The sequence below is a fragment of the Rhizobium leguminosarum bv. viciae USDA 2370 genome, from assembly GCF_002008365.1.
In the GTDB taxonomy this organism is placed as follows: domain Bacteria; phylum Pseudomonadota; class Alphaproteobacteria; order Rhizobiales; family Rhizobiaceae; genus Rhizobium; species Rhizobium leguminosarum.
Window position 1 is genome coordinate 1 of sequence record NZ_MRDL01000003.1, and the last position, 20,894, is coordinate 20,894.

The 20,894-nt window shown below is 62.0% G+C and carries 21 protein-coding genes and 1 pseudogene; 14 read left to right on the forward strand and 8 right to left on the reverse strand.

What is annotated here, in order from left to right:
* Positions 1-123: pseudogene (locus BS629_RS40295) on the reverse strand (DegT/DnrJ/EryC1/StrS family aminotransferase); the annotation flags it as partial.
* Positions 124-258: 135 nt separating this feature from the next.
* Between BS629_RS40295 and BS629_RS40300 the strand changes: the two are divergent.
* Complete coding sequence (locus tag BS629_RS40300) at positions 259-441, forward strand: hypothetical protein (RefSeq protein WP_342588321.1); 183 nt, start codon at positions 259-261, stop codon at positions 439-441.
* A 220-nt stretch (positions 442-661) separates the two neighbouring features.
* Here the strand turns inward: BS629_RS40300 and BS629_RS01725 are convergent, their stop codons facing one another.
* Both BS629_RS01725 and BS629_RS01730 read right to left on the reverse strand, forming a co-directional pair.
* The gene (locus BS629_RS01725; RefSeq protein WP_018246938.1) at positions 662-1,564 is read right to left on the reverse strand and encodes a proline iminopeptidase-family hydrolase; all 903 of its coding nucleotides are present in this window, start codon (positions 1,562-1,564) and stop codon (positions 662-664) included.
* Between the two features lie 63 nt (positions 1,565-1,627).
* Positions 1,628-2,440 (reverse strand): helix-turn-helix transcriptional regulator, encoded by an 813-nt coding sequence (locus BS629_RS01730; protein ID WP_018246939.1) that lies wholly within the window; start codon positions 2,438-2,440, stop codon positions 1,628-1,630.
* Between the two features lie 129 nt (positions 2,441-2,569).
* Here BS629_RS01730 and BS629_RS01735 point away from each other — a divergent pair, with 129 nt between their 5' ends.
* The 5 genes from BS629_RS01735 to BS629_RS01755 are packed head-to-tail and all read left to right on the forward strand — an operon-like array spanning position 2,570 to position 8,538.
* Positions 2,570-3,460 carry a proline iminopeptidase-family hydrolase gene (locus BS629_RS01735; protein WP_018246940.1) on the forward strand — a complete coding sequence of 297 codons (891 nt, stop codon included), beginning with the start codon at positions 2,570-2,572 and terminating at the stop codon, positions 3,458-3,460.
* 51 nt (positions 3,461-3,511) lie between these two features.
* The gene (locus tag BS629_RS01740; RefSeq protein WP_018246941.1) at positions 3,512-4,450 is read left to right on the forward strand and encodes an ABC transporter permease; all 939 of its coding nucleotides are present in this window, start codon (positions 3,512-3,514) and stop codon (positions 4,448-4,450) included.
* Complete coding sequence (locus BS629_RS01745; protein WP_018246942.1) at positions 4,447-5,298, forward strand: ABC transporter permease; 852 nt, start codon at positions 4,447-4,449, stop codon at positions 5,296-5,298. The genes BS629_RS01740 and BS629_RS01745 overlap by 4 nt, the downstream gene beginning before the upstream one ends.
* The gene (locus BS629_RS01750; RefSeq protein ID WP_018246943.1) at positions 5,295-7,004 is read left to right on the forward strand and encodes a dipeptide ABC transporter ATP-binding protein; all 1,710 of its coding nucleotides are present in this window, start codon (positions 5,295-5,297) and stop codon (positions 7,002-7,004) included. The genes BS629_RS01745 and BS629_RS01750 overlap by 4 nt, the downstream gene beginning before the upstream one ends.
* A 19-nt stretch (positions 7,005-7,023) precedes the next feature.
* Positions 7,024-8,538 carry an ABC transporter substrate-binding protein gene (locus BS629_RS01755; protein WP_018246944.1) on the forward strand — a complete coding sequence of 505 codons (1,515 nt, stop codon included), beginning with the start codon at positions 7,024-7,026 and terminating at the stop codon, positions 8,536-8,538.
* Between the two features lie 83 nt (positions 8,539-8,621).
* Here BS629_RS01755 and yghU read toward each other — a convergent pair whose 3' ends face one another.
* Positions 8,622-9,497: a glutathione-dependent disulfide-bond oxidoreductase gene (gene yghU, locus BS629_RS01760; protein ID WP_018246945.1), complete on the reverse strand. Its 876-nt coding sequence runs from the start codon at positions 9,495-9,497 to the stop codon at positions 8,622-8,624.
* Positions 9,498-9,689: 192 nt separating this feature from the next.
* Complete coding sequence (locus BS629_RS01765; RefSeq protein ID WP_018246946.1) at positions 9,690-10,592, reverse strand: NAD(P)-dependent oxidoreductase; 903 nt, start codon at positions 10,590-10,592, stop codon at positions 9,690-9,692.
* A gap of 160 nt (positions 10,593-10,752) precedes the next feature.
* On the opposite strand from BS629_RS01765, the gene BS629_RS01770 reads away from it, so the two are divergent.
* The 3 genes from BS629_RS01770 to BS629_RS01780 all read left to right on the forward strand — a co-directional run bounded on the left by BS629_RS01770 (position 10,753) and on the right by BS629_RS01780 (position 12,581).
* On the forward strand, positions 10,753-11,220 hold the full coding sequence (locus tag BS629_RS01770; protein WP_018246948.1) for a universal stress protein: 468 nt from the start codon (positions 10,753-10,755) through the stop codon (positions 11,218-11,220).
* Positions 11,221-11,340: 120 nt separating this feature from the next.
* Positions 11,341-12,255, forward strand: a complete 915-nt coding sequence (locus tag BS629_RS01775) for a DnaJ C-terminal domain-containing protein (protein WP_018246949.1) — start codon at positions 11,341-11,343, stop codon at positions 12,253-12,255.
* A 2-nt stretch (positions 12,256-12,257) separates the two neighbouring features.
* Positions 12,258-12,581, forward strand: coding sequence for a chaperone modulator CbpM (locus BS629_RS01780; RefSeq protein WP_018246950.1), 324 nt, complete (start codon positions 12,258-12,260; stop codon positions 12,579-12,581).
* A 13-nt stretch (positions 12,582-12,594) separates the two neighbouring features.
* On the opposite strand, the gene BS629_RS01785 is transcribed toward BS629_RS01780, so the two are convergent.
* From BS629_RS01785 to BS629_RS01795, 3 genes are read right to left on the reverse strand one after another with little or no spacing between them, the layout of a single operon-like run.
* Complete coding sequence (locus BS629_RS01785) at positions 12,595-13,524, reverse strand: phosphatidate cytidylyltransferase (protein WP_018246951.1); 930 nt, start codon at positions 13,522-13,524, stop codon at positions 12,595-12,597.
* Positions 13,521-14,141, reverse strand: coding sequence for a lysophospholipid acyltransferase family protein (locus BS629_RS01790; protein WP_018246952.1), 621 nt, complete (start codon positions 14,139-14,141; stop codon positions 13,521-13,523). The genes BS629_RS01785 and BS629_RS01790 overlap by 4 nt, the downstream gene beginning before the upstream one ends.
* Positions 14,138-14,767 (reverse strand): CDP-alcohol phosphatidyltransferase family protein, encoded by a 630-nt coding sequence (locus BS629_RS01795; protein ID WP_026188816.1) that lies wholly within the window; start codon positions 14,765-14,767, stop codon positions 14,138-14,140. The genes BS629_RS01790 and BS629_RS01795 overlap by 4 nt, the downstream gene beginning before the upstream one ends.
* Before the next feature lie 206 nt (positions 14,768-14,973).
* Here BS629_RS01795 and BS629_RS01800 point away from each other — a divergent pair, with 206 nt between their 5' ends.
* The 5 genes from BS629_RS01800 to BS629_RS01820 are packed head-to-tail and all read left to right on the forward strand — an operon-like array spanning position 14,974 to position 20,890.
* Positions 14,974-15,960, forward strand: coding sequence for a BMP family protein (locus tag BS629_RS01800; protein ID WP_018246954.1), 987 nt, complete (start codon positions 14,974-14,976; stop codon positions 15,958-15,960).
* 8 nt (positions 15,961-15,968) lie between these two features.
* Positions 15,969-17,381, forward strand: a complete 1,413-nt coding sequence (locus BS629_RS01805) for an amidase (protein WP_018246955.1) — start codon at positions 15,969-15,971, stop codon at positions 17,379-17,381.
* Positions 17,378-18,910 (forward strand): ABC transporter ATP-binding protein, encoded by a 1,533-nt coding sequence (locus BS629_RS01810; protein ID WP_018246956.1) that lies wholly within the window; start codon positions 17,378-17,380, stop codon positions 18,908-18,910. The genes BS629_RS01805 and BS629_RS01810 overlap by 4 nt, the downstream gene beginning before the upstream one ends.
* Positions 18,900-19,949, forward strand: a complete 1,050-nt coding sequence (locus BS629_RS01815; RefSeq protein WP_018246957.1) for an ABC transporter permease — start codon at positions 18,900-18,902, stop codon at positions 19,947-19,949. Before BS629_RS01810 ends, BS629_RS01815 begins: the two co-directional genes overlap by 11 nt.
* Positions 19,946-20,890, forward strand: a complete 945-nt coding sequence (locus BS629_RS01820) for an ABC transporter permease (protein ID WP_018246958.1) — start codon at positions 19,946-19,948, stop codon at positions 20,888-20,890. The genes BS629_RS01815 and BS629_RS01820 overlap by 4 nt, the downstream gene beginning before the upstream one ends.
* Positions 20,891-20,894 lie beyond the last annotated feature (4 nt).

The window sequence follows — 20,894 nt, forward strand, 5'->3', positions numbered from 1 at the left end:
TTCCAGCGACGGAATGAATTCTTCGAGCGGCGGCAGGCTGGGCTTCGTTACATAGATCTTTTCGTTTTTCATGACGCCGTCGAGGAGTTGGGCATTATCGCGCAATGGGCCTGGTACGAACATCACGGCTTAACCTGTTCCCAGGCTGACCAGAACATGATGCCGCAAAGTGTGAGCGGTTTTCGGACGACATCATACTCTAATTATATGCAGCACGATTGCCTCCACGGGATCGCGGCCGAGGTCGATCGCAGCCCGATGGAAAAGATCCTTGCTGATCTTCCGCCGCAGGATCATGCATTCGTGGTCGTCCTCCCAGACGCCATCAAGGCCGGCCGGCACCCCGTCGATATCGCCATGCTTCTGCAGTCGGCGGTGCTCCCGCCCGTCACCGCGGCATTGCGCCCGCACCAGCCGGCCGAATTGATTCCGAGGCGATGATAGGGCGTGCCTGAAATATGCGTGCGGCCGCGCGGAATGCGCAGAAGCTCGCCTCCAGACCGCGCCAGGTACGGCCCCTGCTCGTTGCGAGGATGTTCGCGCTTTCTGTTTGCGGATGATCGTTCATCGGTCCGTTCCATTCACTCTTGAATGGGACGGAGACTATCGCAAGCGCCACTGCCGCAGCAAGAAACGGTGTAGCCGGCGCGGGCGAGTTTTCTCAATCGTGCCGCGACAGGAAACCGGAAACGGTCGCCAGGCAAAGCTGCTTTTCCTCGACATGCGGCATGTGGCTGGAATTTTCGAAGAGCACCCATTCGCAGCCCGGAACGCGTTCGAGATAGGGCCTTACCACCAGGGGCGTCGCTTCGTCGTATTTTCCCGAAATCAGCAGCGTCGGGGCCTCGATTCGGTCGAGCCTGTTCTCGATCGTCCAGTCCTTCATCGTGCCGATGACGTGAAATTCGGTCGGGCCGTTCATGTTGCGGTAGACGGTGTTGTCTTCGTCCATGATCGCAAAGGTCCGCGCCACTTCAGGCGGCCACGGCACCACCCTGCAGACATGGCGGTCATAGAAGACGCGCGAGGCGGCGATATATTCCGGATCGGTGAGGCTTCCCGCCAGTTCATGCTTCAGCAGCGTGTCCTGCACCTCTTTCGGCAGTTCCTGCCTCAGCCGGTTCGCCTCCGAAACCCAGGTGTGCATGTTGGCCGGCGAGTTGGCGATGACGAGCGCCTTCAGGCCTTGTGGCCGGCGCACCGCATGTTCGGCACCGAGCATGCCGCCCCAGGACTGACCGAGGAAGGCATAACGATGCTGAATGCCGAGATGGGAAAGCAGCGCGTCCAACTCTTCGAGAAACAGACCGACCGTCCAGAAATCCGGGCCCTTTTCCGGAAGTCGGGTGGAGTTGCCATTGCCGAGCTGGTCGTAATGGATGACCGGACGGCCGTCGAGGGCGGCGATATCCTTGAAGGAATCGACATAATCATGGGTGCAGCCGGGCCCGCCGTGGGCGACGACGAGAGGTAGCTTGCCGCTCTCCAGCGAACCGGTGACGCGATACCAGGTGTGATAGTCGCGAAAGGGCAGATAGGCTTCGTTGGTCGTGACTTCGCCCACTGGCGTCTCCATCTCTTAGCAATGAGAAAAAGCATAACGCGGCGACGACGGTGAAGGCAGCTATCACAAGTTATAGGGTGGCCAATTATGGGTCGGCCGGTCTTCGAGCAGGCGGTAGTGGGTGGCACGCACCACGGCCTGGGTGCGGTTGCGGGCGCCGAGTTTCTTTGTCGCGGCGTTCAGATGCATCACGACGGTCGGTACGGAACGGTCGATGATGCGGGAAATTTCCTTGGCGGAGTAACCTTCCGCCGAATGACGCAGGCACTCACGTTCCCGCTCGGTCAGGCGGATCGTGCCGACGCTCTTCGCCCGCGTGTCGAAAAGCGAATAGGCGGTCTCATGGAAAACATGGGCAAGCAGGTTAAAGTCGGCGATATAGCGCAGTGCGTGCCGTTCGAAATCTTTGTTCCGGCCGAAGCGGATGCCGGTGACGGTCGCATAGTCGCCGCGTGGCATGTGAACCGGAACGGTGACGCCGGTCGACATATCGCGTTCGCTTAAATAACGCGTCACCGGCGCGGTGTCGTCGTTCATGAAACGGTTGATCAGCGTGTCGGCGTCCGGGTCGTAGTTCCAGAAGAAGGGCGCGGAGGTGCGCAGCGCCACCTGTTGCACCGGATCGATACGGAAATAGCCGCGATTGAACCAGTAGTCGTGCATGTCGTCGGAGATATTCCGCAGCTTCAGCAGCGATGGTATCATGATCGCGCCGTCGAGATCGTAAGGCACCGGCGTATAGTCGTAGATCAGCGCCTCGAAGCCGATCTGCTTCATCGCCTCGAAGGCCTGGTCGATCCGGCCGTCCAGCGTCTCATGCGCTGTGAACTGCCGTCTGATCGTTCCAATGTCGTCAAGAATGGGGTCGTCAAGCATGGGCGGCTCCCGGGTTCGGCATTTCGGCCCACCCTATCACTTCTTATAGCTGGCACAGAATGCGGTTTAAGGTAAAAATTTAGCCGTGCCCAAATATTGAGCAAGCGAAATCTTCTGCCGGAGCGATCAATGTGGCGTGAAATACGGCCAGACGAGCGATTCGAGATCGATGTGGATGGCTATCGCGTCGTTGCCTATAGTTTCGGGACCGGCAGCGAGACAGTTTTCTGCCTGAACGGCGGGCCGGGTCTGCCCTGCGATTACCTGCGCGAGGCGCATTCCTGTCTCACCAACAAGGGCTATCGTGTCGTCGCCTTCGACCAACTCGGCACCGGCGCTTCCGACCGGCCGGACGATCTCTCGCTCTGGACGATCGGCCGTTATGTCGAGGAGACCGAGACGGTGCGTAAAGCGCTGGGGCTCGGCAAGATCCATATGCTCGGCCATTCCTGGGGCGGCTGGCTGGCGATCGATTACGCCCTGACCTATCCCGAGAACCTCAAGACACTGATCCTCGAAGATACTGTCGCCGACATGCCGCATCTGATCTTGGAACTAGAACGGCTGCGCGCAGCGCTCGGCCCGGAAACGGTCTCGATGATGCAGAAGCACGAGGCGCAGGGCACCTACAATCATCCGGAATATCTCGCTGCCGTCACCATCCTCAACTATCGCCACGTCTGCCGTCTGCCGGAATGGCCGGCGCCGGTGCGCCGCTCGCTCGACGATTGGAACATGGCGCCCTATGAGACGATGCAGGGGCCGAACGAGTTCCTCTATATCGGCAACCTCAAGGACTGGAACCGCATCCCCGATCTGCCGCGGCTGACGCTGCCCGTGCTCATCACGACGGGAGAGCATGACGAGCTGACGCCGGCCTGTGCGCTCAGGATGAAGCTTGCGCTGCCGAATGCCGAGCTCAAGGTATTTGCCAATGCCAGCCATATGCCGTTCTATGAGAACCCGCAGGACTATTATCCGGCGCTTCTCGATTTTCTCGACCGGCACGAGGCAGGCTGATGCAAGAGGGAGCGGACCGAACCCGACGAAGACAAAGGGGCGATCGCCGTCATGCATCGCTATAAATTCGTTCTGACGCGACCGCTGCAGTTCCTGCCCGTCATCTTCGGTATCAGCGTCATCACTTTCATTCTGGTCCGGCTGATCCCCGGCGATCCGGCGCGCAATATCCTCGGGACGCGCGCGACGCCGGCAGCGCTTGCCAGCATTCGCGCCCAGTACGGCCTCGACCAGCCGATGTGGCTGCAATATGTCTATTTCCTCAAGAACCTCGCCAACGGCGAGATGGGCAAGTCGATCCTCTACAAGATCGACGTGCTGAAGCTGATTGTCACCCGTATCGAGCCGACACTCGCGCTCGTCGTCTCCAGCGTCGTGCTTTCGGTCCTGATCGCGGTGCCGATGGCCGCAATCGCCGCACGTAATGCCGGCCGGGCGCCGGATCATGCGGTGCGCATCGTCTCGACCTTCGGCATCGGCTTTCCGCCCTTCTGGCTGGGTTTGATGCTGATCATCCTCTTCAGCGTCGAACTCGGTGTGCTGCCGGTCTCGGGCTATGGTGCGACGATCGGCGAAAAGCTGTCGCATCTGGTGCTGCCGAGCCTGACGGTGGCGCTGTCGCTTTCGACCGTGCTGACGCGCAGCCTGAGGGCCGCGATGATCGACCAGCTGAAATCGGATGTCGCGACGGCAGCGCGCGCCCGCGGCATGCCCGAAGGTATCGTCTTCTGGCGGCATGTGCTGCCGAATTCGCTGGTGCCGACGATCAACCTGCTCGCCGTCAATATCGGCTGGCTGATCGGCGGTACGGTGGTGGTCGAGAGCGTCTTTGCGCTGCCCGGCATGGGGCAGCTGCTGGTCCGGGCGATCTTCTCGCGTGACTACATGGTGGTCCAGGGCGTCGCCATGGTCTTTGCCTGCGCCACCGTGCTCATCAACTTCATCGCCGACATCGTCACCGTCGCCGTGGATCCGAGGGTGAAGCTATGAGCATCGAGGCGATCGCCCCCGCATCCCTCGGCTGGCGCCGGTTCTTCGGCCGGCGGCTGATGCTTGCCGTCGGTGCCGGCTTGCTGCTGTTCTTCGTCCTGCTGGCGATCGGTGCGCCCATCATCGCGCCCTACGACCCGATCATGCAGAATGCCGAGGTGCGCCTGCAGGCGCCTTCGCTGTTGCACCCCTTCGGCACTGACAATTTCGGCCGCGATATTCTCTCCCGCGTTATCTGGGGCGCGCGCCTCGACCTGCAGATGGCGCTGATCGGCGTCATCTTCCCCTTCGTGATCGGCACGACAGTCGGCACGATCGCCGGCTTTTTCGGTGGGATCGTCGATGCGCTGTTCATGCGCCTCGTCGATATCATCCTCGCCTTCCCCTTCCTCGTGCTGATGCTGTCAATCATCGCGATCCTCGGCCCAGGCCTCGGCAGTTTCTATATCGCCATGGCGCTGGTCGGCTGGGTCTCCTATGCGCGGCTGATCCGGGCGCAGATGCTGGTGCTGAAGGGCAGCGACTATGCCGTTGCTGCCGTCAGCCTCGGCTTTAGCCGCCCACGCATCATGTTCCGCCACCTGCTGCCGAACGCGATCGCCGGCTCGATTGTCTTTTCGATGTCAGATGCGACGCTGGTGCTGCTCAGCGGCGCTGCTGTCAGCTATCTCGGCCTTGGCGTCCAGCCGCCGATCGCCGAATGGGGTGTCATGGTCGCGGAAGGACAGAGCTTCATCACCACCGCATGGTGGATCACGCTGTTTCCCGGTCTCTCCATCATCTGCCTCGCCTTCGGCTTCAGCATGCTGGGCGACGCGCTCGGCGAACTGCTGGGGGTGCACGAATGAGCGGCTCCGTGCTGTCCGTCCGTGATCTCACAGTCAGGGCGCATGTCGATTCCGGCCCGCGCACGCTGCTCGATGCGGTCTCGCTCGACCTCGGCAAGGGCGAGATCCTCGGTCTCGTCGGTGAGAGCGGCTCGGGCAAGAGCCTGTTCTGCCGTTCCCTGGTGCGCCTGCTGCCCTCCTCGCTGCTGAAGATCGAAAGCGGTAGCGTGCTGCTCGAAGGGCGCGACCTCATGCGGGTCGACGATGGCGAGATGCTGAAAGTGCGCGGCGGCGAGATCGGCATGATCTTCCAGAACCCGACCAGCCATCTCGACCCGGTGATGCGGATCGGCGATCAGATCGCCGAGGGCATCCGCTATCACCAGGGCCTCAACACCCGGGAGGCCCGCGTCGCGGCGACGGAAATCCTGGCGCAAGTCGGCTTCCCCGATCCGAAGCGCCAGTACGATAGCTATCCGCACGAATTTTCCGGCGGCATGCGGCAGCGGGCGATGATCGGCGTGGCGCTGTCCTGCAATCCGAAGATCCTGATCGCCGACGAGCCGACCACGGCACTCGACGTGACCATTCAGGCGCAGATCCTGCGGCTGTTGATTGACATTCGGGACCGGCGCGGCCTGTCGATCATTCTGATCACCCACGATCTCGGTATCGTCGCCCAGACCTGCGACCGCATCGCCGTGCTGCGCGGTGGCAAACTGCTCGAAGAGGGGCCGAAGCGGACGATCCTCGCGCGGCCCCAGCATCCCTATACGATCAACCTGATCAACAGCCACCCTTCCCTGCCGAGCGCGATATCAGCGCCGTTACCCGAGCTTGCCGAAGCCAGCAACCCGGCGAGACCGTTGCTCGAAATCGACGATCTCCATGTGCGCTTCAGAGCGGGCGGTGCGCTGCTCAGGGGCGGTGCCAAGATGGTCAGCGCCGTTGCCGGCGTCAGCCTGCAGATCATGCCGGGCGAGACGGTCGGCATCGTCGGCGAGTCCGGCAGCGGCAAGAGCACGCTTGCCCGCGCCGTGCTCGGCCTCACGCCGCTTTCCTCGGGCCACGTCACTTTCGACGGTATCGATCTGGCTCTGCAGAAAAGCGCGGGCCTCGCAAAGCTCAGACGCGAGACGGCGATGGTCTTCCAGGACCCCTACAATGCACTTAATCCGCGGCTGACGATCGGGCAGATGCTGGCCGAGGTGCTGAAGGTGCAGGGCAAGGTCGCCAAGGCCGATATCCCGGCGCGGATCGGCGAACTGCTCGATCTCGTCGGCCTCGAACGCGAATTCGCCGGCCGCAAACCGCGCAGCATGAGCGGCGGCCAATGCCAGCGCGCCGGCATCGCCCGGGCCCTCGCCGTCGATCCGAAGATGATCATCGCCGACGAATGCGTGGCCGCCCTCGACGTCACCATCCAGGCCCAGATCATCGAGCTCTTCCGCGAGCTCACGGCGAAGATGAATCTCACGCTGATCTTCATCGCCCATGATCTCGCGATCGTCCGCAATCTCTGCGAACGGGTCGTCGTGATGTATCGCGGCGAGATCGTCGAGGAAGGTCGCTCCGAAGAGGTCTTCGCGCGGCCGAAGCATCCCTATACGGCGGCGCTGATCGCCGCCATTCCCGACATCGATCCTGACAAGCGGCTGCTTCAAGACGCCGACGGCAAGGACGATCCGCATTCGATGCCGATCCAGCCCATCAAACGCATGCCATAACAACGAAGGGAACGAACTCATGACAAACAGGTGGAAATCAATCGGGCTTGCAGCCTTGTTCGCCGGCCTGACGCTCAGTGCAAGCTATGCGGAGGCCGCCGGTGTACTCACCATCGGCCGCCGCGAGGATTCGACGACATTCGATCCGATCAAGACTGCGCAGAACATCGACAACTGGGTGTTCTCCAACGTCTACGACGTGCTGATCCGCGTCGACAAGACAGGCACGAAACTGGAGCCAGGCCTTGCCGAAAGCTGGACCACCTCGGATGACGGGCTGACCTACACGTTCAAGATCCGCGACGCGAAATTTTCCGACGGTTCGCCGCTGACGGCGGAAGACGCGGCCTACAGCCTGCTGCGCATCCGCGATGACGCGGCCTCGCTCTGGAGCGATTCCTACAAGGTGATCGACACGGCGGTCGCAACCGACGCGCACACGCTGACGATCAAGCTCAAGAACCCGTCCGCGCCGTTCCTTTCGACGCTGGCACTGCCGAATGCCTCCGTCATCTCCAAGAAGGGCATGGAAGCGCTTGGTCCCGATGCCTATGGCGAAAAGCCGATCGCATCCGGCGCCTTCGTGGTCGAGGAATGGCGGCGCGGCGACCGCGTCATTCTCAAGAAGAACCCGAACTTCTGGCAGGCGGACCGGGTGAAGCTCGACGGCGTCGAGTGGATCTCGGTGCCTGACGACAATACCCGCATGCTGAACGTCCAGGCGGGTGAGCTGGATACGGCGATCTTCGTGCCCTTCTCCCGCGTCGAGGAGTTGAAGAAGGACCCGAACCTCAACGTCGATATCGACGCTTCGACCCGCGAGGACCATCTGCTGATCAACCATGCGCATGGCGCGCTCGGCAAGAAGGAAGTCCGCCAGGCGCTCGACCTGGCGATCGACAAGAAGGCGATCGTCGATACCGTCACCTTCGGCCAGGGCACGGTCGCCAACTCCTACATTCCCAAGGGCGCCCTCTATTATTATGCCGACAATCTGCAGCGGCCTTATGATCCCGCAAAAGCAAAGGAGCTGCTGGCAGCCGCCGGCGCCTCTGACCTGACGCTGAATTATCTGGTGCGCGCCGGCGACGAAGTCGACGAACAGACGGCGGTGCTGGTCCAGCAGCAGTTGCAGAAGGCCGGCATCACCGCCAATCTGCAGAAGGTCGACCCAAGCCAGGAATGGGACATGATCGTCGCCGGCGACTACGACGTCTCGGTCAACTACTGGACCAATGACATTCTCGATCCGGACCAGAAGACCACCTTCGTGCTCGGCCACGATTCCAACAACAACTACTCGACCAATTACAAGAGCGAGGCGGTGAAGGAACTGGTTGCCAAGGCGCGCCTCGAGCTCGACCCGAAGAAGCGCGAACAGATGTATGTCGATCTGCAGAAGATGGCCAAGGACGACGTCAACTGGATCGACCTCTATTACAGCCCCTATATCAACGTCTCACGCAAGAATATCGAGAACTTCTACCAGAACCCGCTCGGCCGGTTCTTCCTGGAAGATACGGTCAAGAACTGAGTTCTGACAGCATGCAGATGCTCCGCCGCCTCCAGGCGGCGGAGCATCATTTGGTGCTGCGACACGTGGCTGGGGCCGCTTGCTTACTCGGCGGCAGCGAGTTTGTCCTGCGTCCTGGTGTCGAAGTCGCTGGCGTCGTGGCGCTCGTGCAACTGGCTCGAGGGCTCGCCGGAGAGGCGGTTGACCATCCGGCCGCGTTGCACGGCCGGCCTGCTGTGGATGGTGTCGGCCCAGCGCAGCACGTTCTTATACTCTTCCACCTGCAGAAACTCGGCTGCACCGTAGGTCCAGCCCTTCACCAACCCGCCATACCAGGGCCAGACGGCAATATCGGCGATCGTATAATCGCTGCCTGCCAGATACTCGCTTTCGGCAAGGCGACGATCGAGCACGTCGAGCTGACGCTTCACCTCCATGGCGAAGCGGTCGATCGCATATTCGATCTTCGTCGGCGCATAGGCGTAGAAATGGCCGAAGCCGCCGCCGAGATAGGGGGCGCTACCCATCTGCCAGAACAGCCATGACAGGCATTCGGCGCGGGCGGCCGGTTCAGTCGGCAGGAAGGCGCCAAACTTTTCAGCGAGATAGGTCAGGATGGCGCCGGATTCGAAGACACGGATCGGCTTTGGCCCGCTGCGGTCCATCAGCGCCGGTATCTTGGAATTGGGATTGACCGCGACGAAGCCGCTGCCGAACTGGTCGCCATCGCCGATCTTGATCAGCCAGGCGTCATATTCGGCACCGCTATGGCCAAGCGCCAGCAACTCCTCGAGCATGATAGTGACCTTCTGGCCGTTCGGGGTGCCGAGCGAATAGAGCTGCAGCGGATGGCGGCCGACCGGAAGCTCCTTGTCATGCGTCGGCCCTGATATCGGGCGGTTGATACTGGCGAATTGGCCGCCATTCGCCTTGTTCCAGGTCCAGACCTTCGGGGGTGTATAATCGAGAGAACCGCTCATCTTTCAAACTCCTGGCATTGATCGGACAGAGCGCGACGCCGGTTGGGGCCGCCGCATTTTTCCTGACATAGCAGAGGCGATGAGGTTTTGTCAGAGGTGTCGGAGAAGGTTCACACAATCGTCAGAGTGTTGGAAAGCCCATGGCTCCATCTCTCATATTCGGTTGCTGCGACTATTGCTTGACCATTGCGATCAGTTTTCGGTTCCCGAGGAAGCGATGATCTCGTCCAGCTGTCCGACGAGCACGCGGCTGCCCTCCACGTCGCCAGCCATCCTGGCAAAGAGGTCCGCCATGCCGCGGAAGATGGTCGCCGCCGGATCATCGTCTCCAAGGAAATCGGCAATCTCCTGCATTTCGGCGACCCATCGATAGGCCTTCGGGTACATGTCGGGAATGGATGTCGACAGCTTGCGATCGACGTCCGGAAGGCTTTCGGAGAGTTCGGCTTTCAGGCTTTCGGCAGCACCCGAACGCGATGCGGCAAGCAGCATGGCGGTGCCGAGGCCGGTAAATCCCTTGTTGATGCCGGCATAACACATCTTCAGGGCCGAGGCGGCGCCGAGCGGTCCGTCGAGCCTGCGGATCCGCAGGCCGCAATCCTCGAGCAGCCGGCTCCGCTCCGCGGTATCGCCGCTGATATAGATGGTCGGACCTGATTTGCCGGGGACCGGCGGCCCGCCGATGATCGCACCGTCAAGCACTTCGACGCCGCTGCTTTCGAAGCGTGCCGCCAACGCCTGCATCGTTTTCGGCGCAATTGCGTTAAGGTCGACGAAGGGCGGCGGGGCCGGCATCCCCGACGATATGTCCGCGACGAGGTCGGCGACCTTGATCGCCTCCGATGGCGGAACGATCGACAGGATCAGCTCGGCCTTCGTCAGCTCCTGGCGGCCGACCGGCACCATGCCGGCTGCCTTTGCCCGCGCAATCGTCTGCTCGCTCCTGCCCTCGAGGTAAGTCAGCACCGTGGCGCCGTGGTCGATCAGCCGTTTGGCGACAGCACTTCCCATCGCACCCGATCCGATAATCGCAAAATTCGGCATATGAACCTCAATCAGTGACGACATCGGGTTAGAAATGTTGCTGATGGCCATGCCGTCAACTGCGACGATTCAGCCGGAGGTTCGTTCACAAGCAGCTGGCCGTTTCATGCGCGCTGCCGTTGCGGCGCTTTTTCTTGATATTCGTCAATGCCGGGATGGTCGACACCGGTATGATCGGTGTTATCATTCGCATTCGAGGATATGGATTTCAATGTATCGAACGATCATCTGCGGCATCGGCATGGGCTCCCGGGAAACGGCAAGCCGCCTTTTGCGTCGGGCTGCTGCGCTGGTGGATGAAGGCGGAAGCCTCGTCGTCATGCACGTCATCGAGAGTATCCCCCACCGTCACCTGACGGAGCTTCCCGAAGAATTCGAAACGACCGCGATCGTCGACGCCGAAAAGAAACTTGCATCGCTTTGTAAAGAGATGGGAGTTCCGGCAACGATCGAGGTTCGTATCGGCGTTGCCGCCTCCGTGCTCGTCTCCGTCGCAAGGCAGAAATCGGCCGATCTCATCCTGCTTTCATCCCATGTGACGGATATCACCGACTACGTCTTCTCCTCGATCGTCGACAAGGTCGTGCGCCACGCCGGGTGCTCGGTTCTCATCGACCGGCGACCCGATCCCGCGCATGAAGGCTCGGCGCCTCAAGTGGAAGACGCGCCGTTGTTTTAGTTCCGCTGCGGATTGATGAAGTCGATCAGAGCGACCGGACTCCCCTCCCCGGCGGCGGCCCGACAACCTATATCATCCCCAAGCCAACCAGCAGTATTCGCTGCCTGACCGGAGATATGCATGAGCCAGGATCCATATGAGCTTCTGGGCGTAAAGCGGGATGCGACGCAAAAGGATATTCAAAGCGCGTTCCGCAAGCTCGCCAAGAAACTTCACCCCGACCTCAACCCCGGCGACAAAAAGGCCGAGGAACGGTTCAAGGAAATTTCAACCGCCTACGAGATCTTGAGCGACGAGGAAAAACGCGGACGCTTCGATCGCGGCGAGATCGATATAACAGGCGCCGAGCGGGCGCAGCGCAATTATTACCGCGACTATGCTTCAAAGAGCGGCCCTGGCGATCCCTATCACAACGGTGCCGGCTTTGCCGATTTCGGCGATGCCGACGATATCTTTGCCAACTTCTTTTCGCGCCGGGCGGGAGGCGGCCAGAACCATGGTCGTGGCCGGGACCGCCAGTTCTCCATGGAGGTCGATTTTCTCGAGGCCGCCAACGGCACCAGGACGGAAGTCAAGCTGCCGAATGGTCCGGCGCTTGACGTGCAGATCCCGCCGGGGACGCGCGACGGCCAGACCTTGCGGCTGCGCGGCAAGGGCGAACCTGGCATCGGAGGCGGACCGGCGGGCGATGCCCTGATCGAAATCCGTGTCCGCCCGCACCGTTTCTTCACGCGAGACGGTGACGATATCCGCCTGGAACTGCCGATCTCCCTCAGCGAGGCCGTGCTCGGTGGCAAGGTTCGTGTGCCGACGCCGTCCGGAGCAGTCAATCTGACGCTGCCGCCTCATTCGAACAGCGGCAAGGTGTTGCGTCTCAAGGGCAAGGGTGTTGCAAAACGCGGCGGCGAACATGGTGACGTCTACATTTCGCTGAAGATTGTGCTGCCCGACGCCCCGGATGAACGGCTGACGGCCTTCATGAAGGAATGGGCAACAGCAAACTCCTACGATCCGAGAAAGAACATGGAGGCTTGATCATGGATGATCTCGAATTCCGTCTTTACTTGAAAATCGACATCGTCCAGCTTGACCTCTGGGTCGAAGAGGGTTGGCTGATCCCGGAGACGTCAGGCGGCCAACGGCAATTTCGCGACGCCGATGTCGCACGCGCCCGGCTCATCCTGGACCTCATGGGAAACATGGGTGTCAACGAAGCCGGCGTCGATATCGTCATGGAGCTGGTCGACGAGTTGCACGGCCTGCGGGGAACGATGGGCAAGCTGATGACCGCCATCAGCAAGCAGGAGCGGGATGTTCAGCACCGGCTGTTCGAGAGCCTCGAGGAGATCGACCGGCTTTAGCCAAAACCAGCTTCTACGTGGTGAACCAATAGCGGACGATGTGGAAGAACAGCGGCGCTGCGAAGGTGATGGAATCCAAGCGGTCGAGCACGCCGCCATGGCCCTCGATCACATAGCCCCAGTCCTTGGCATTGAGATCGCGCTTGATGGCCGAGAGCACGAAGCCGCCGAAGAAGCCGGCGACGACGATGACCGTGCTGATGGCTGCGGCCTGCAGCGGAGAGAACGGCGTCAGCCGATAAAGCAGTGTTCCCACAAGGATGGCCGAGGCGCCGCCTCCGACCAGCCCTTCGATCGTCTTCGACGGGCTGATATTCGGCGAGAAACGGTGCTTTCCGAGGAGCTTGCCCCAGACATACTGGAAGACGTCGCTGAGCTGCACGACCACGACCAGATAGACGAGAAGGAGCGCCGGCGGCGTGCCGGTCTCCAGCATGAGAAGTGCGGGAGCATGGCTGATCGAATAGACCGTCAGCATCAATCCCCATTGCACCCTGGCGCTGCGGGCGAGGAATTCGTTGACGTCACCCGTCAAGGTCGCCACCGCCGGCAGGATCAGGAAGGCATAGACCGGGATGAAGATCGCAAAGAGGCCGTACCACTCCGTTCCGAGCAGCACGTAATGCAGCGGCAAGACGACGAAGAAGGACAGGAAAAGCGCCAGATGATCGCCGCGCCGCGATGGTGTCAGGGTCCAGAATTCGCGAAGCGCCATAAAGGATAGGAATGCGAACAGGATGACGGTCGCCGTGTCGCCGAGCAGGATTGCGCCGCCGAACACTGCGACCATGATCCACCAGGAGCGGATACGGGCGTTGAGATTTTGGACGGTGGCGACGGAGCCGGGCTCGGTTGCGCGCCGCTGCAGAATGAAACCGACCGCGGAGGCGACGGCAAGCAGGCCGAGGATGGCGGCCAGTACGATGGAGAAAATGCTGGTCATGCAATGCGCCCCCCGTCCGCGAGCTCAATGACCGCGGCACGGGCGCGGGCCAGGAATTCGGTCTTTTCCTCGCCCGGTTCGACGCGGAGCGGCTTGCCGAAGCGCGCCGTGCAGGTGATCGGGACGATCAGCATGCTTCCCTTCGGCAGGATGCGCTGAAGATTATCGAGATGGATCGGCACGAGATCGACATCCGGAAAACGGCAGGCGAGGCGATAGATGCCGCTGCGGAACGGGGCGACCTCATCGGTGGCGCTTCTCGTTCCCTCAGGAAAAATCAGGATCGAACGGCCTTCCTCGAGCAGGCGCTCGAGAGGTTCCAGCGGATTGCTGTCGGGCAGAGGTTTGCGGTCTATCAGAACGGCGCGCAGGCACTTCTCCGCTATGAACCGGCGAAAGGCATTGGTTCCCCAATAATCTCGTGCGGCGACCGGATGGGTCAGCCGGCGCACAGGCCACGGCAGGGCAGCCATGACGGCGACGGTATCGACATGGCTGTTGTGATTGGCGAAATAGATGCGGCGGCGGGGATCGGGCGTGCAGCCTCGCCATTCGCTTCGGGCGCCGACCAGAATACGGACGAACAGCACGAGAAGGCGACGGACGAGCGCGATCATGGTCTCTCCAGCGAACGGGCAAGCGTTATCGTGCGTGTGATGCAGGTGATGAGGCTTCCGGCCGCGATGATCGCCGACGCGAGGATCAGCGACCAATTGCTGGCGGATATCAGCGTCTCGATACTCTGGGCAACGAGACCCGCGGTCAGTACCGCCATGCGGCGCTGTTTGGCCATGATGCCGCTGAAGTCTTGGGGAAGACCGACCGCTCCTCCGAAGACCCTGATATAGGCGGTGAGTGCAGCAAGCAGCGCAGCTAACCAGCCGAGCCAGGCAAAGCCGCAGGCATAGCCGGCCGCGACAAGAAGCAGACTGTCGGCGATCCGATCGGGAAATTCATTATAGAGCGGTCCGCTCTTGGTTTTCTTGCCGCCTTCGATCGCGACCATCCCGTCGAGCAGATTACAGACGAGCCGCAACTGCACCGAGATCGCCGCACAGACCATCGCAATCGGATGTGATGTAAGCAGGATAAGCGCTGCGCCGATACCGGCAAATAGGATCGACAGTAGAGAAATGCCGTTCGGCGTGACGCCGGTGCGCGCCAGCCATGCGCTAGTGCCGATCGCCCAGGACGACGATCGGCTCGCGATCGGTCGCCGCGAAGCGTCCTCATCTTCCCCCATTTTCATTTCCCCAACCCCTATCCTCCTTGCATATCCTGCCAATGTCGTCGCGCCAAGCCGCGACGACACACAGGTTCGGAAAATTTGGCTGCAAACACAAGGCGCAACAGATTGAACAGCCTGATTTTTAAGCCCATTCGCTGCTTGACACATTTTTAGGCGCTACTATTATTTTTGAACCAAATGGTAAAAAAGGGGAACAATCAATGACCAAAGATATCCTGATTTCACGCCGGGCAGTGATCGCGTCCGGCATTGCGCTTGGGGTCAGCGGCTTTGCCCCGCTGGCAAGAGCCGCCGCGCCGCTGAAGGTTGCCGGCATTCATGCGTCGCCGGTTGAAAATGCCTGGAACTCCTGTCTGCACAAGGCGCTGCAGGACGCGGCCAAGGAAGGCGTCATCGAATATGTCTTCTCCGAAGGCGTCTCCGGCACCGATTATCCCCGCGCCATGCGTGAATATGCCGAACAGGGCAACAAGCTGATTATCGGCGAGGCCTATGCGGTGGAGAAAGAGGCCCGGCAGGTCGCGGCCGACTACCCCGATACCGCTTTTGTCCTGGGTTCGAGCGGCGAGCAGGCCGGCGACAATTTCGGCGTCTTCGGTACCTGGAACCATGACGGCGCCTATCTTGCCGGCATGCTGGCGGGCAAGATGACCAAGTCGAATGTCGTCGGTTCGGTCGGCGCCATTCCGATCCCCGAGGTCAACATGCTGATCAATGCCTTCGCGGCCGGCGTCAAGGCGGTCAATCCGGACGCGAAGCACCTCGTCTCGTTCATCGGCACCTTCTTCGATCCGCCGAAGGCTCGCGAAGCCGGTCTTGCCCAGATCGACGCCGGCGCCGACATCCTGTTCGGCGAGCGCATCGGCACCGCCGACGCCGCCAAGGAGCGCGGCATCAAGTCGGTCGGCTCGCTGATCGACTATACGCCACGTTATCCGGATACGGTGTTTGCCAACGCCATGTGGTATTTCCGGCCGATCCTGGACGCTGCGATCGCCGATGTCGCTGCCGGAAAGCCGGTCGGCAGGAACTACACGTCCTATGGCCTGATGAAGGAAGGCGGCAGCGATATCGTCTTCGTCAAGGGCGTGGCACCCGCCGATGCGGAGGCTGCGATGGAAGCCAAGCGGGCTGAGATCAAGGCCGGCACCTTCGAAGTTCCGAAGATGACGGACGAGCCGAAGTAATTCGGCTCATGAAGGACGATGCGACGGATCTGGCGGCAGCGATCAGAAATGGCAATCTGAGCGCTGCAGAGGCGATGCAGGCGTCTCTTGCCGCAGCTCAGCGGCAGGAGCCGCTCGGCGCCATCGCCTATCTCGATGCCGCCATGGGTCTCGCCTCAGCCGACGGCCGCGACCGGGAAAATCGGAGCGAGCCCAAACGCTTTTCCAACAGGCCGTTTGCCGGAGTGCCGATCTTGGCGAAGGATCTTGGCGGCCCCTTCGCCGGGCTGCCGGTCACGGCCGGCTCCCGTCTCTTCGAAAGAAAAGGCGGCGAAGCGGACTCCGAACTGGCCGCCCGTTTCCGCGAGGCCGGCTTCTGCCTGTTCGGCCTGACAACCAGCCCGGAATTCGGCCTTTCGCTTGCCAGCGAACCGGCAATCGGGCCGATCTGCCGCAATCCGCTTGATCCGGCCCGGACCGCGGGTGGTTCCTCCGGCGGTGCGGCGGCAGCGGTTGCCGCCGGGATCGTCGCGATTGCGCATGCCACCGATGCCGGCGGTTCGATCCGTGTGCCGGCTGCCTGCTGCGGCCTTGTTGGAATGAAGCCGACGCGCGGCGCCATCCCCGGCGGACCATCTTTCGGCAATCACCTCGCCGGCATTGCGAGCGAACTCGCGGTTTGCCGTTCGGTGCGAGATACGGCGCTGATTTTCGACGAACTGAGCGGCAATTCACGGGGCCCCTTTGCGGATCCCTCCCCTGTCGATATCGTTAACGGCCGTCTGCGGATCGGCCTGTTGATCGATACCGGAGCGGCCTATCCGACCGAGGGTGATCGGCTCGCAGCCGTCGAGGATGCGGCTCGTGCCCTCGAGAGTGACGGGCACGTTATCGTCCCGCTAAGCTGGGTCGAGTTCGAATCGAGCGTCGCCGCCAGCGGCCGCGCCTTCGCCGATATTGTCTCCGTCAACCTTGCGGCGCTCATGAAGGTTGCGGCGCTTGATGAAAGCCGGGCCGAGCCTCTGACGCAGGCTTTCGCGGCGCGCGGACGGGCGCTTTCGGTCACATCGCTCTGGAACACGCTGAATGAGGCCGTCCTGGTGAGCCATAAGCTCTGGGCGCTATTCGACAGGATCGATTGTATCCTCATGCCGATGCTTTCGTCTGCGCCTCTTGTGATCGGCTCCTTTCCGTCCGATCATGCCGATACGGATCTTCATCTCGAGCGGATGACGGCATTTGCGCCGCTTGCCTGCCTCGCCAATATTTCGGGTTTTCCTGCTTTGACTCTGCCTTTCGGACAGGATGAGCATGCCATGCCGCTGCCGGTGCAGATGATGGCGCCGATGGGTCACGAGCCGAGGCTCCTGTCGCTTGCCGCACGCCTGGAGGCCGAGGGGCGGTGGCAGCACCGTTTTCCCGTTGCAGGACTGCCGTCATGACTGGGCCGGTGCTGGAGATTATCGGCGTCAGCAAGCGCTTCGGCGCCAATCTCGCCAATGACGATATTTCCATGACGCTTGCCGGGGGTGAGGTCGTCGCCCTGCTCGGCGAGAACGGCGCGGGCAAGACCACGCTGATGAGCATCCTTTTCGGTCATTACATGCCGGATGCCGGCCGAATCCTGATCGAGGGCACGGAGGTGCCGCCGGGCAAGCCGCGCGCAGCGATCCGTGCTGGTGTCGGCATGGTCCATCAGCATTTTTCGCTTGCGCCCAATCTGAGCGTTCTCGAAAATGTCATGACCGGCACGGAAAGACTCTGGTCCTGGCGCTCGGGGACGCCAGCGGCGCGGACAAAGCTACTGGCAATTTCCGAGCGCTTCGGCCTCAAGGTCGATCCGGATGCCCGCCTTGGCGACCTGTCGGTCGGCGAGCAGCAGAGAGTCGAGATCCTCAAAGCGCTTTACAACGACGCCCGTATCCTGATCCTCGACGAGCCGACAGCAGTGCTGACCAACATCGAAGCCGAGCGGCTGTTCACAACGCTGAAGGAAATGGCCCGCCAGGGCCTGTCGCTGATCTTCATCTCGCACAAGCTCGACGAGGTCATGGCAGCGGCCGACCGCATCGTGGTCTTACGCGGCGGCAAGATGGTCGCCGAACGCAAGGCGTCGGAAACCAGCAAGGCGGAACTCGCCGAACTGATGGTCGGGCGCCGTGTGACGCGGCCCGTGCGCGAGCCGTCGACACCCGGCGCCGTTGCCCTAGAAGCGGTCGATGTGACGGTGCGCACCGGCGGCATCGATCGGCTGAAGTCGATCAGCTTCCGGCTGCACCAGGGCGAGATCCTCGGCATCATCGGCGTTTCGGGCAATGGCCAGGCGACATTGGCGCATCTTCTCTCCGGTATGCTGGCGCGCAGCGCTGGCGACCTGCTGCTGTTTGGCGAAGCCATCGGCAATCTTGGTGTTACCGATGTCGTCGACGCCGGCATCGGCCGCATTCCCGAGGACCGCAACGAGGAGGGCGTGATCGGCGAAATGGCGATCTGGGAAAACACCGTGCTAGAGCGCATCGCATCACCGGCCTTTTCTCGCCGTGGTTTCGTCAACCGCAAGGCGGGCATGGCCTTCGCCAGGGAGATTATCGACGGGTTCGATGTTCGAGGCGGCGGCCCGGCCATCCGCACCCGGCTGCTCTCGGGCGGCAATATGCAAAAGCTCATTCTCGGCCGCAACCTGCATCAGCGGCCGCGCATCCTGATTGCCGCGCAGCCGGCGCGCGGTCTCGATGAAGGGGCCGTGGCGGCTGTCCACGCGCGCCTGCTCGAAGCCCGCCGGCAAGGTACCGCCGTGCTGTTGATCTCGGAAGATCTCGACGAGGTGATCGCGCTTGCCGATCGCATACAGGCAATCGTCGGCGGCCGCCTGTCTCCGCCCGTCGAGGCCGAAAGCGCCGACGCCCGTAAGCTGGGGCTGATGATGGCCGGCGAATGGCAGGAACCCCCAGAGGCCGGCCATGCGATTTGAGCGCCGCGAGCACCGTCCGCTTTACCTGCTGATCGTCACCCCTGTGATCGCGGTCATCGCAGCGCTGGCGCTGGCCGGCATCCTGATATCTATCGCCGGCGCGCCTGTTATCGATGCCTATTGGCGCATCCTGACCGGCGCCTTCGGCTCGCGGCTGTCGGCGACCGAAACGCTGACGCGGGCAACGCCGCTGATGCTGACGGGGCTTGCCGCCGCCGTCGCTTTCCGGGCGCGGCTCTGGAATATCGGTGCTGAAGGCCAGTTCTATCTCGGCGCTGTCGCCGTTGCCGCGGCGAGCTCGAAACTGCTCGGCAATCTTCCCGCCCCCATTCTCATTCCGCTGCTGCTGCTGGTCGGCGCCATTGCCGGCATGGTGTTGATCCTGATCCCCCTCTGGCTCAGGTTGCGCTTCTCGGTCGATGAAGTCGTCACCAGCCTGCTCTTGAACTTCATCGCTGTGCTCTTCGTCTCGATGCTGATCGACGGCATCCTCAAGGACCCGCTCGCCTTCGGCTGGCCGCAGTCGCAATCCGTCAGCGATCACGCCATGCTGCCGAAGCTGATCGCCCGCTCGCGCCTGCATATCGGCTTTGTGATCGCGATCGCCCTGGCGGTCGTCGTCCATTTCATCCAGTCGCGCACCGTGTTCGGCATGCACTCGCGCGCCGCAGGTCTCAATCCCGGCGGCGCGGTCTTCGCCGGCGTCCCGCTCGCCAGAACGCTGGTGAAGGTCGCCTGTCTCTCGGGCGGGCTTGCAGGGTTGGCGGGAGCGATCGAGGTCATGGGCGTCAAGGGTTATGTGACGACCGATCTGTCGCCGGGTTTCGGCTATGCCGGTATTGTTGTCGCCATGCTCGCCAACCTCAATCCTCTCGGCGTCGTCTTCGCCGCCATTTTCACCGCCACCATGTTCGTGGGCGCGGATGGCATGAGCCGAGGCCTCGGCATACCCACATATATCGCCGATGTCACGGTGGCGCTGTCGCTGCTGACGATGCTGATTGCCTTGTTCTTCACCCAATACAGGATACGGCGATGATGCAGCTGTTCGACATCATCGCTTCATCAGGGCTCTGGGCGGCAATCCTGCGGATCGCCACGCCGCTGATTTTCGGCACGCTCGGCGCACTGCTCTGCGAACGGGCGGGTGTGCTCAATCTCGGCATCGAAGGCATCATGACCTTCGGTGCGATGATCGGTTGGCTTTCTGTCTATCATGGCGCCGATCTCTGGACCGGCCTGCTGATCGCGGCGGTGGCCGGCGGGATCTTCGGCCTGCTGCATGCGGGGCTGACGGTGACGCTCGGCCTCTCCCAGCATGTCTCCGGTCTCGGGGTGACGCTGTTTGCCTCGAGCTTCAGCTATTATGTCTTCCGGCTGATCGTGCCGCTTGCCAATACGCCGCCCACCATCGTGCCGTTCCAGCCGATCGCCATTCCCGGCTTGTCGACGCTGCCTTTCATCGGGCCGGCCTTCTTCACGCAGACGGCGCCGACCTATCTTGCGATCGTAATCGCCCTGCTGATGGCCTACATCATCTTCCGCACGCCCGTCGGCCTTGCGATCCGCATGACCGGCGAGAACCCGCATGCGGCTGAGGCTCAGGGCGTCAATCCGATGAAGGTGCGCTACGGCGCGGTGATTGCCGGAAGCGCGCTGATGGGAATGGGCGGCGCTTTCCTGACTTTGTCGGCGTTCAACAGCTTCTTTCCGACCATGGTTCAGGGGCGCGGCTGGATCTGCATCGCGCTCGTCGTCTTCGCCTCCTGGCGGCCCGGCCGAGCGCTGTTCGGCGCGCTGCTCTTTGCCTTCTTCGACGCCTTTCAGCTTCGGCTGCAAACCGCACTCAGCGGGCTCGTGCCCTATCAGCTCTTTCTGATGACGCCCTATATCCTTTCCATTGCCGCCCTTGCCGTCATGGCCCGCCGCGCCCGCGTTCCGCAGGCACTGATGCAGCCCTATCGGCGCGGCGAACGCTGAACCA

What these genes read in the sequence shown, in the direction of transcription:
- BS629_RS40300 (WP_342588321.1), top strand. Translation starts at nt 259, where the DNA reads ATGGAAAAGATCCTTGCTGATCTTCCGCCGCAGGATCATGCATTCGTG.
- BS629_RS01730 (WP_018246939.1), bottom strand. Translation starts at nt 2,440, where the DNA reads ATGCTTGACGACCCCATTCTTGACGACATTGGAACGATCAGACGGCAG.
- BS629_RS01735 (WP_018246940.1), top strand. Translation starts at nt 2,570, where the DNA reads ATGTGGCGTGAAATACGGCCAGACGAGCGATTCGAGATCGATGTGGAT.
- BS629_RS01740 (WP_018246941.1), top strand. Translation starts at nt 3,512, where the DNA reads ATGCATCGCTATAAATTCGTTCTGACGCGACCGCTGCAGTTCCTGCCC.
- BS629_RS01745 (WP_018246942.1), top strand. Translation starts at nt 4,447, where the DNA reads ATGAGCATCGAGGCGATCGCCCCCGCATCCCTCGGCTGGCGCCGGTTC.
- BS629_RS01750 (WP_018246943.1), top strand. Translation starts at nt 5,295, where the DNA reads ATGAGCGGCTCCGTGCTGTCCGTCCGTGATCTCACAGTCAGGGCGCAT.
- BS629_RS01755 (WP_018246944.1), top strand. Translation starts at nt 7,024, where the DNA reads ATGACAAACAGGTGGAAATCAATCGGGCTTGCAGCCTTGTTCGCCGGC.
- yghU (WP_018246945.1), bottom strand. Translation starts at nt 9,497, where the DNA reads ATGAGCGGTTCTCTCGATTATACACCCCCGAAGGTCTGGACCTGGAAC.
- BS629_RS01765 (WP_018246946.1), bottom strand. Translation starts at nt 10,592, where the DNA reads ATGGCCATCAGCAACATTTCTAACCCGATGTCGTCACTGATTGAGGTT.
- BS629_RS01770 (WP_018246948.1), top strand. Translation starts at nt 10,753, where the DNA reads ATGTATCGAACGATCATCTGCGGCATCGGCATGGGCTCCCGGGAAACG.
- BS629_RS01775 (WP_018246949.1), top strand. Translation starts at nt 11,341, where the DNA reads ATGAGCCAGGATCCATATGAGCTTCTGGGCGTAAAGCGGGATGCGACG.
- BS629_RS01780 (WP_018246950.1), top strand. Translation starts at nt 12,258, where the DNA reads ATGGATGATCTCGAATTCCGTCTTTACTTGAAAATCGACATCGTCCAG.
- BS629_RS01785 (WP_018246951.1), bottom strand. Translation starts at nt 13,524, where the DNA reads ATGACCAGCATTTTCTCCATCGTACTGGCCGCCATCCTCGGCCTGCTT.
- BS629_RS01790 (WP_018246952.1), bottom strand. Translation starts at nt 14,141, where the DNA reads ATGATCGCGCTCGTCCGTCGCCTTCTCGTGCTGTTCGTCCGTATTCTG.
- BS629_RS01795 (WP_026188816.1), bottom strand. Translation starts at nt 14,767, where the DNA reads ATGGGGGAAGATGAGGACGCTTCGCGGCGACCGATCGCGAGCCGATCG.
- BS629_RS01800 (WP_018246954.1), top strand. Translation starts at nt 14,974, where the DNA reads ATGACCAAAGATATCCTGATTTCACGCCGGGCAGTGATCGCGTCCGGC.
- BS629_RS01805 (WP_018246955.1), top strand. Translation starts at nt 15,969, where the DNA reads ATGAAGGACGATGCGACGGATCTGGCGGCAGCGATCAGAAATGGCAAT.
- BS629_RS01810 (WP_018246956.1), top strand. Translation starts at nt 17,378, where the DNA reads ATGACTGGGCCGGTGCTGGAGATTATCGGCGTCAGCAAGCGCTTCGGC.
- BS629_RS01815 (WP_018246957.1), top strand. Translation starts at nt 18,900, where the DNA reads ATGCGATTTGAGCGCCGCGAGCACCGTCCGCTTTACCTGCTGATCGTC.
- BS629_RS01820 (WP_018246958.1), top strand. Translation starts at nt 19,946, where the DNA reads ATGATGCAGCTGTTCGACATCATCGCTTCATCAGGGCTCTGGGCGGCA.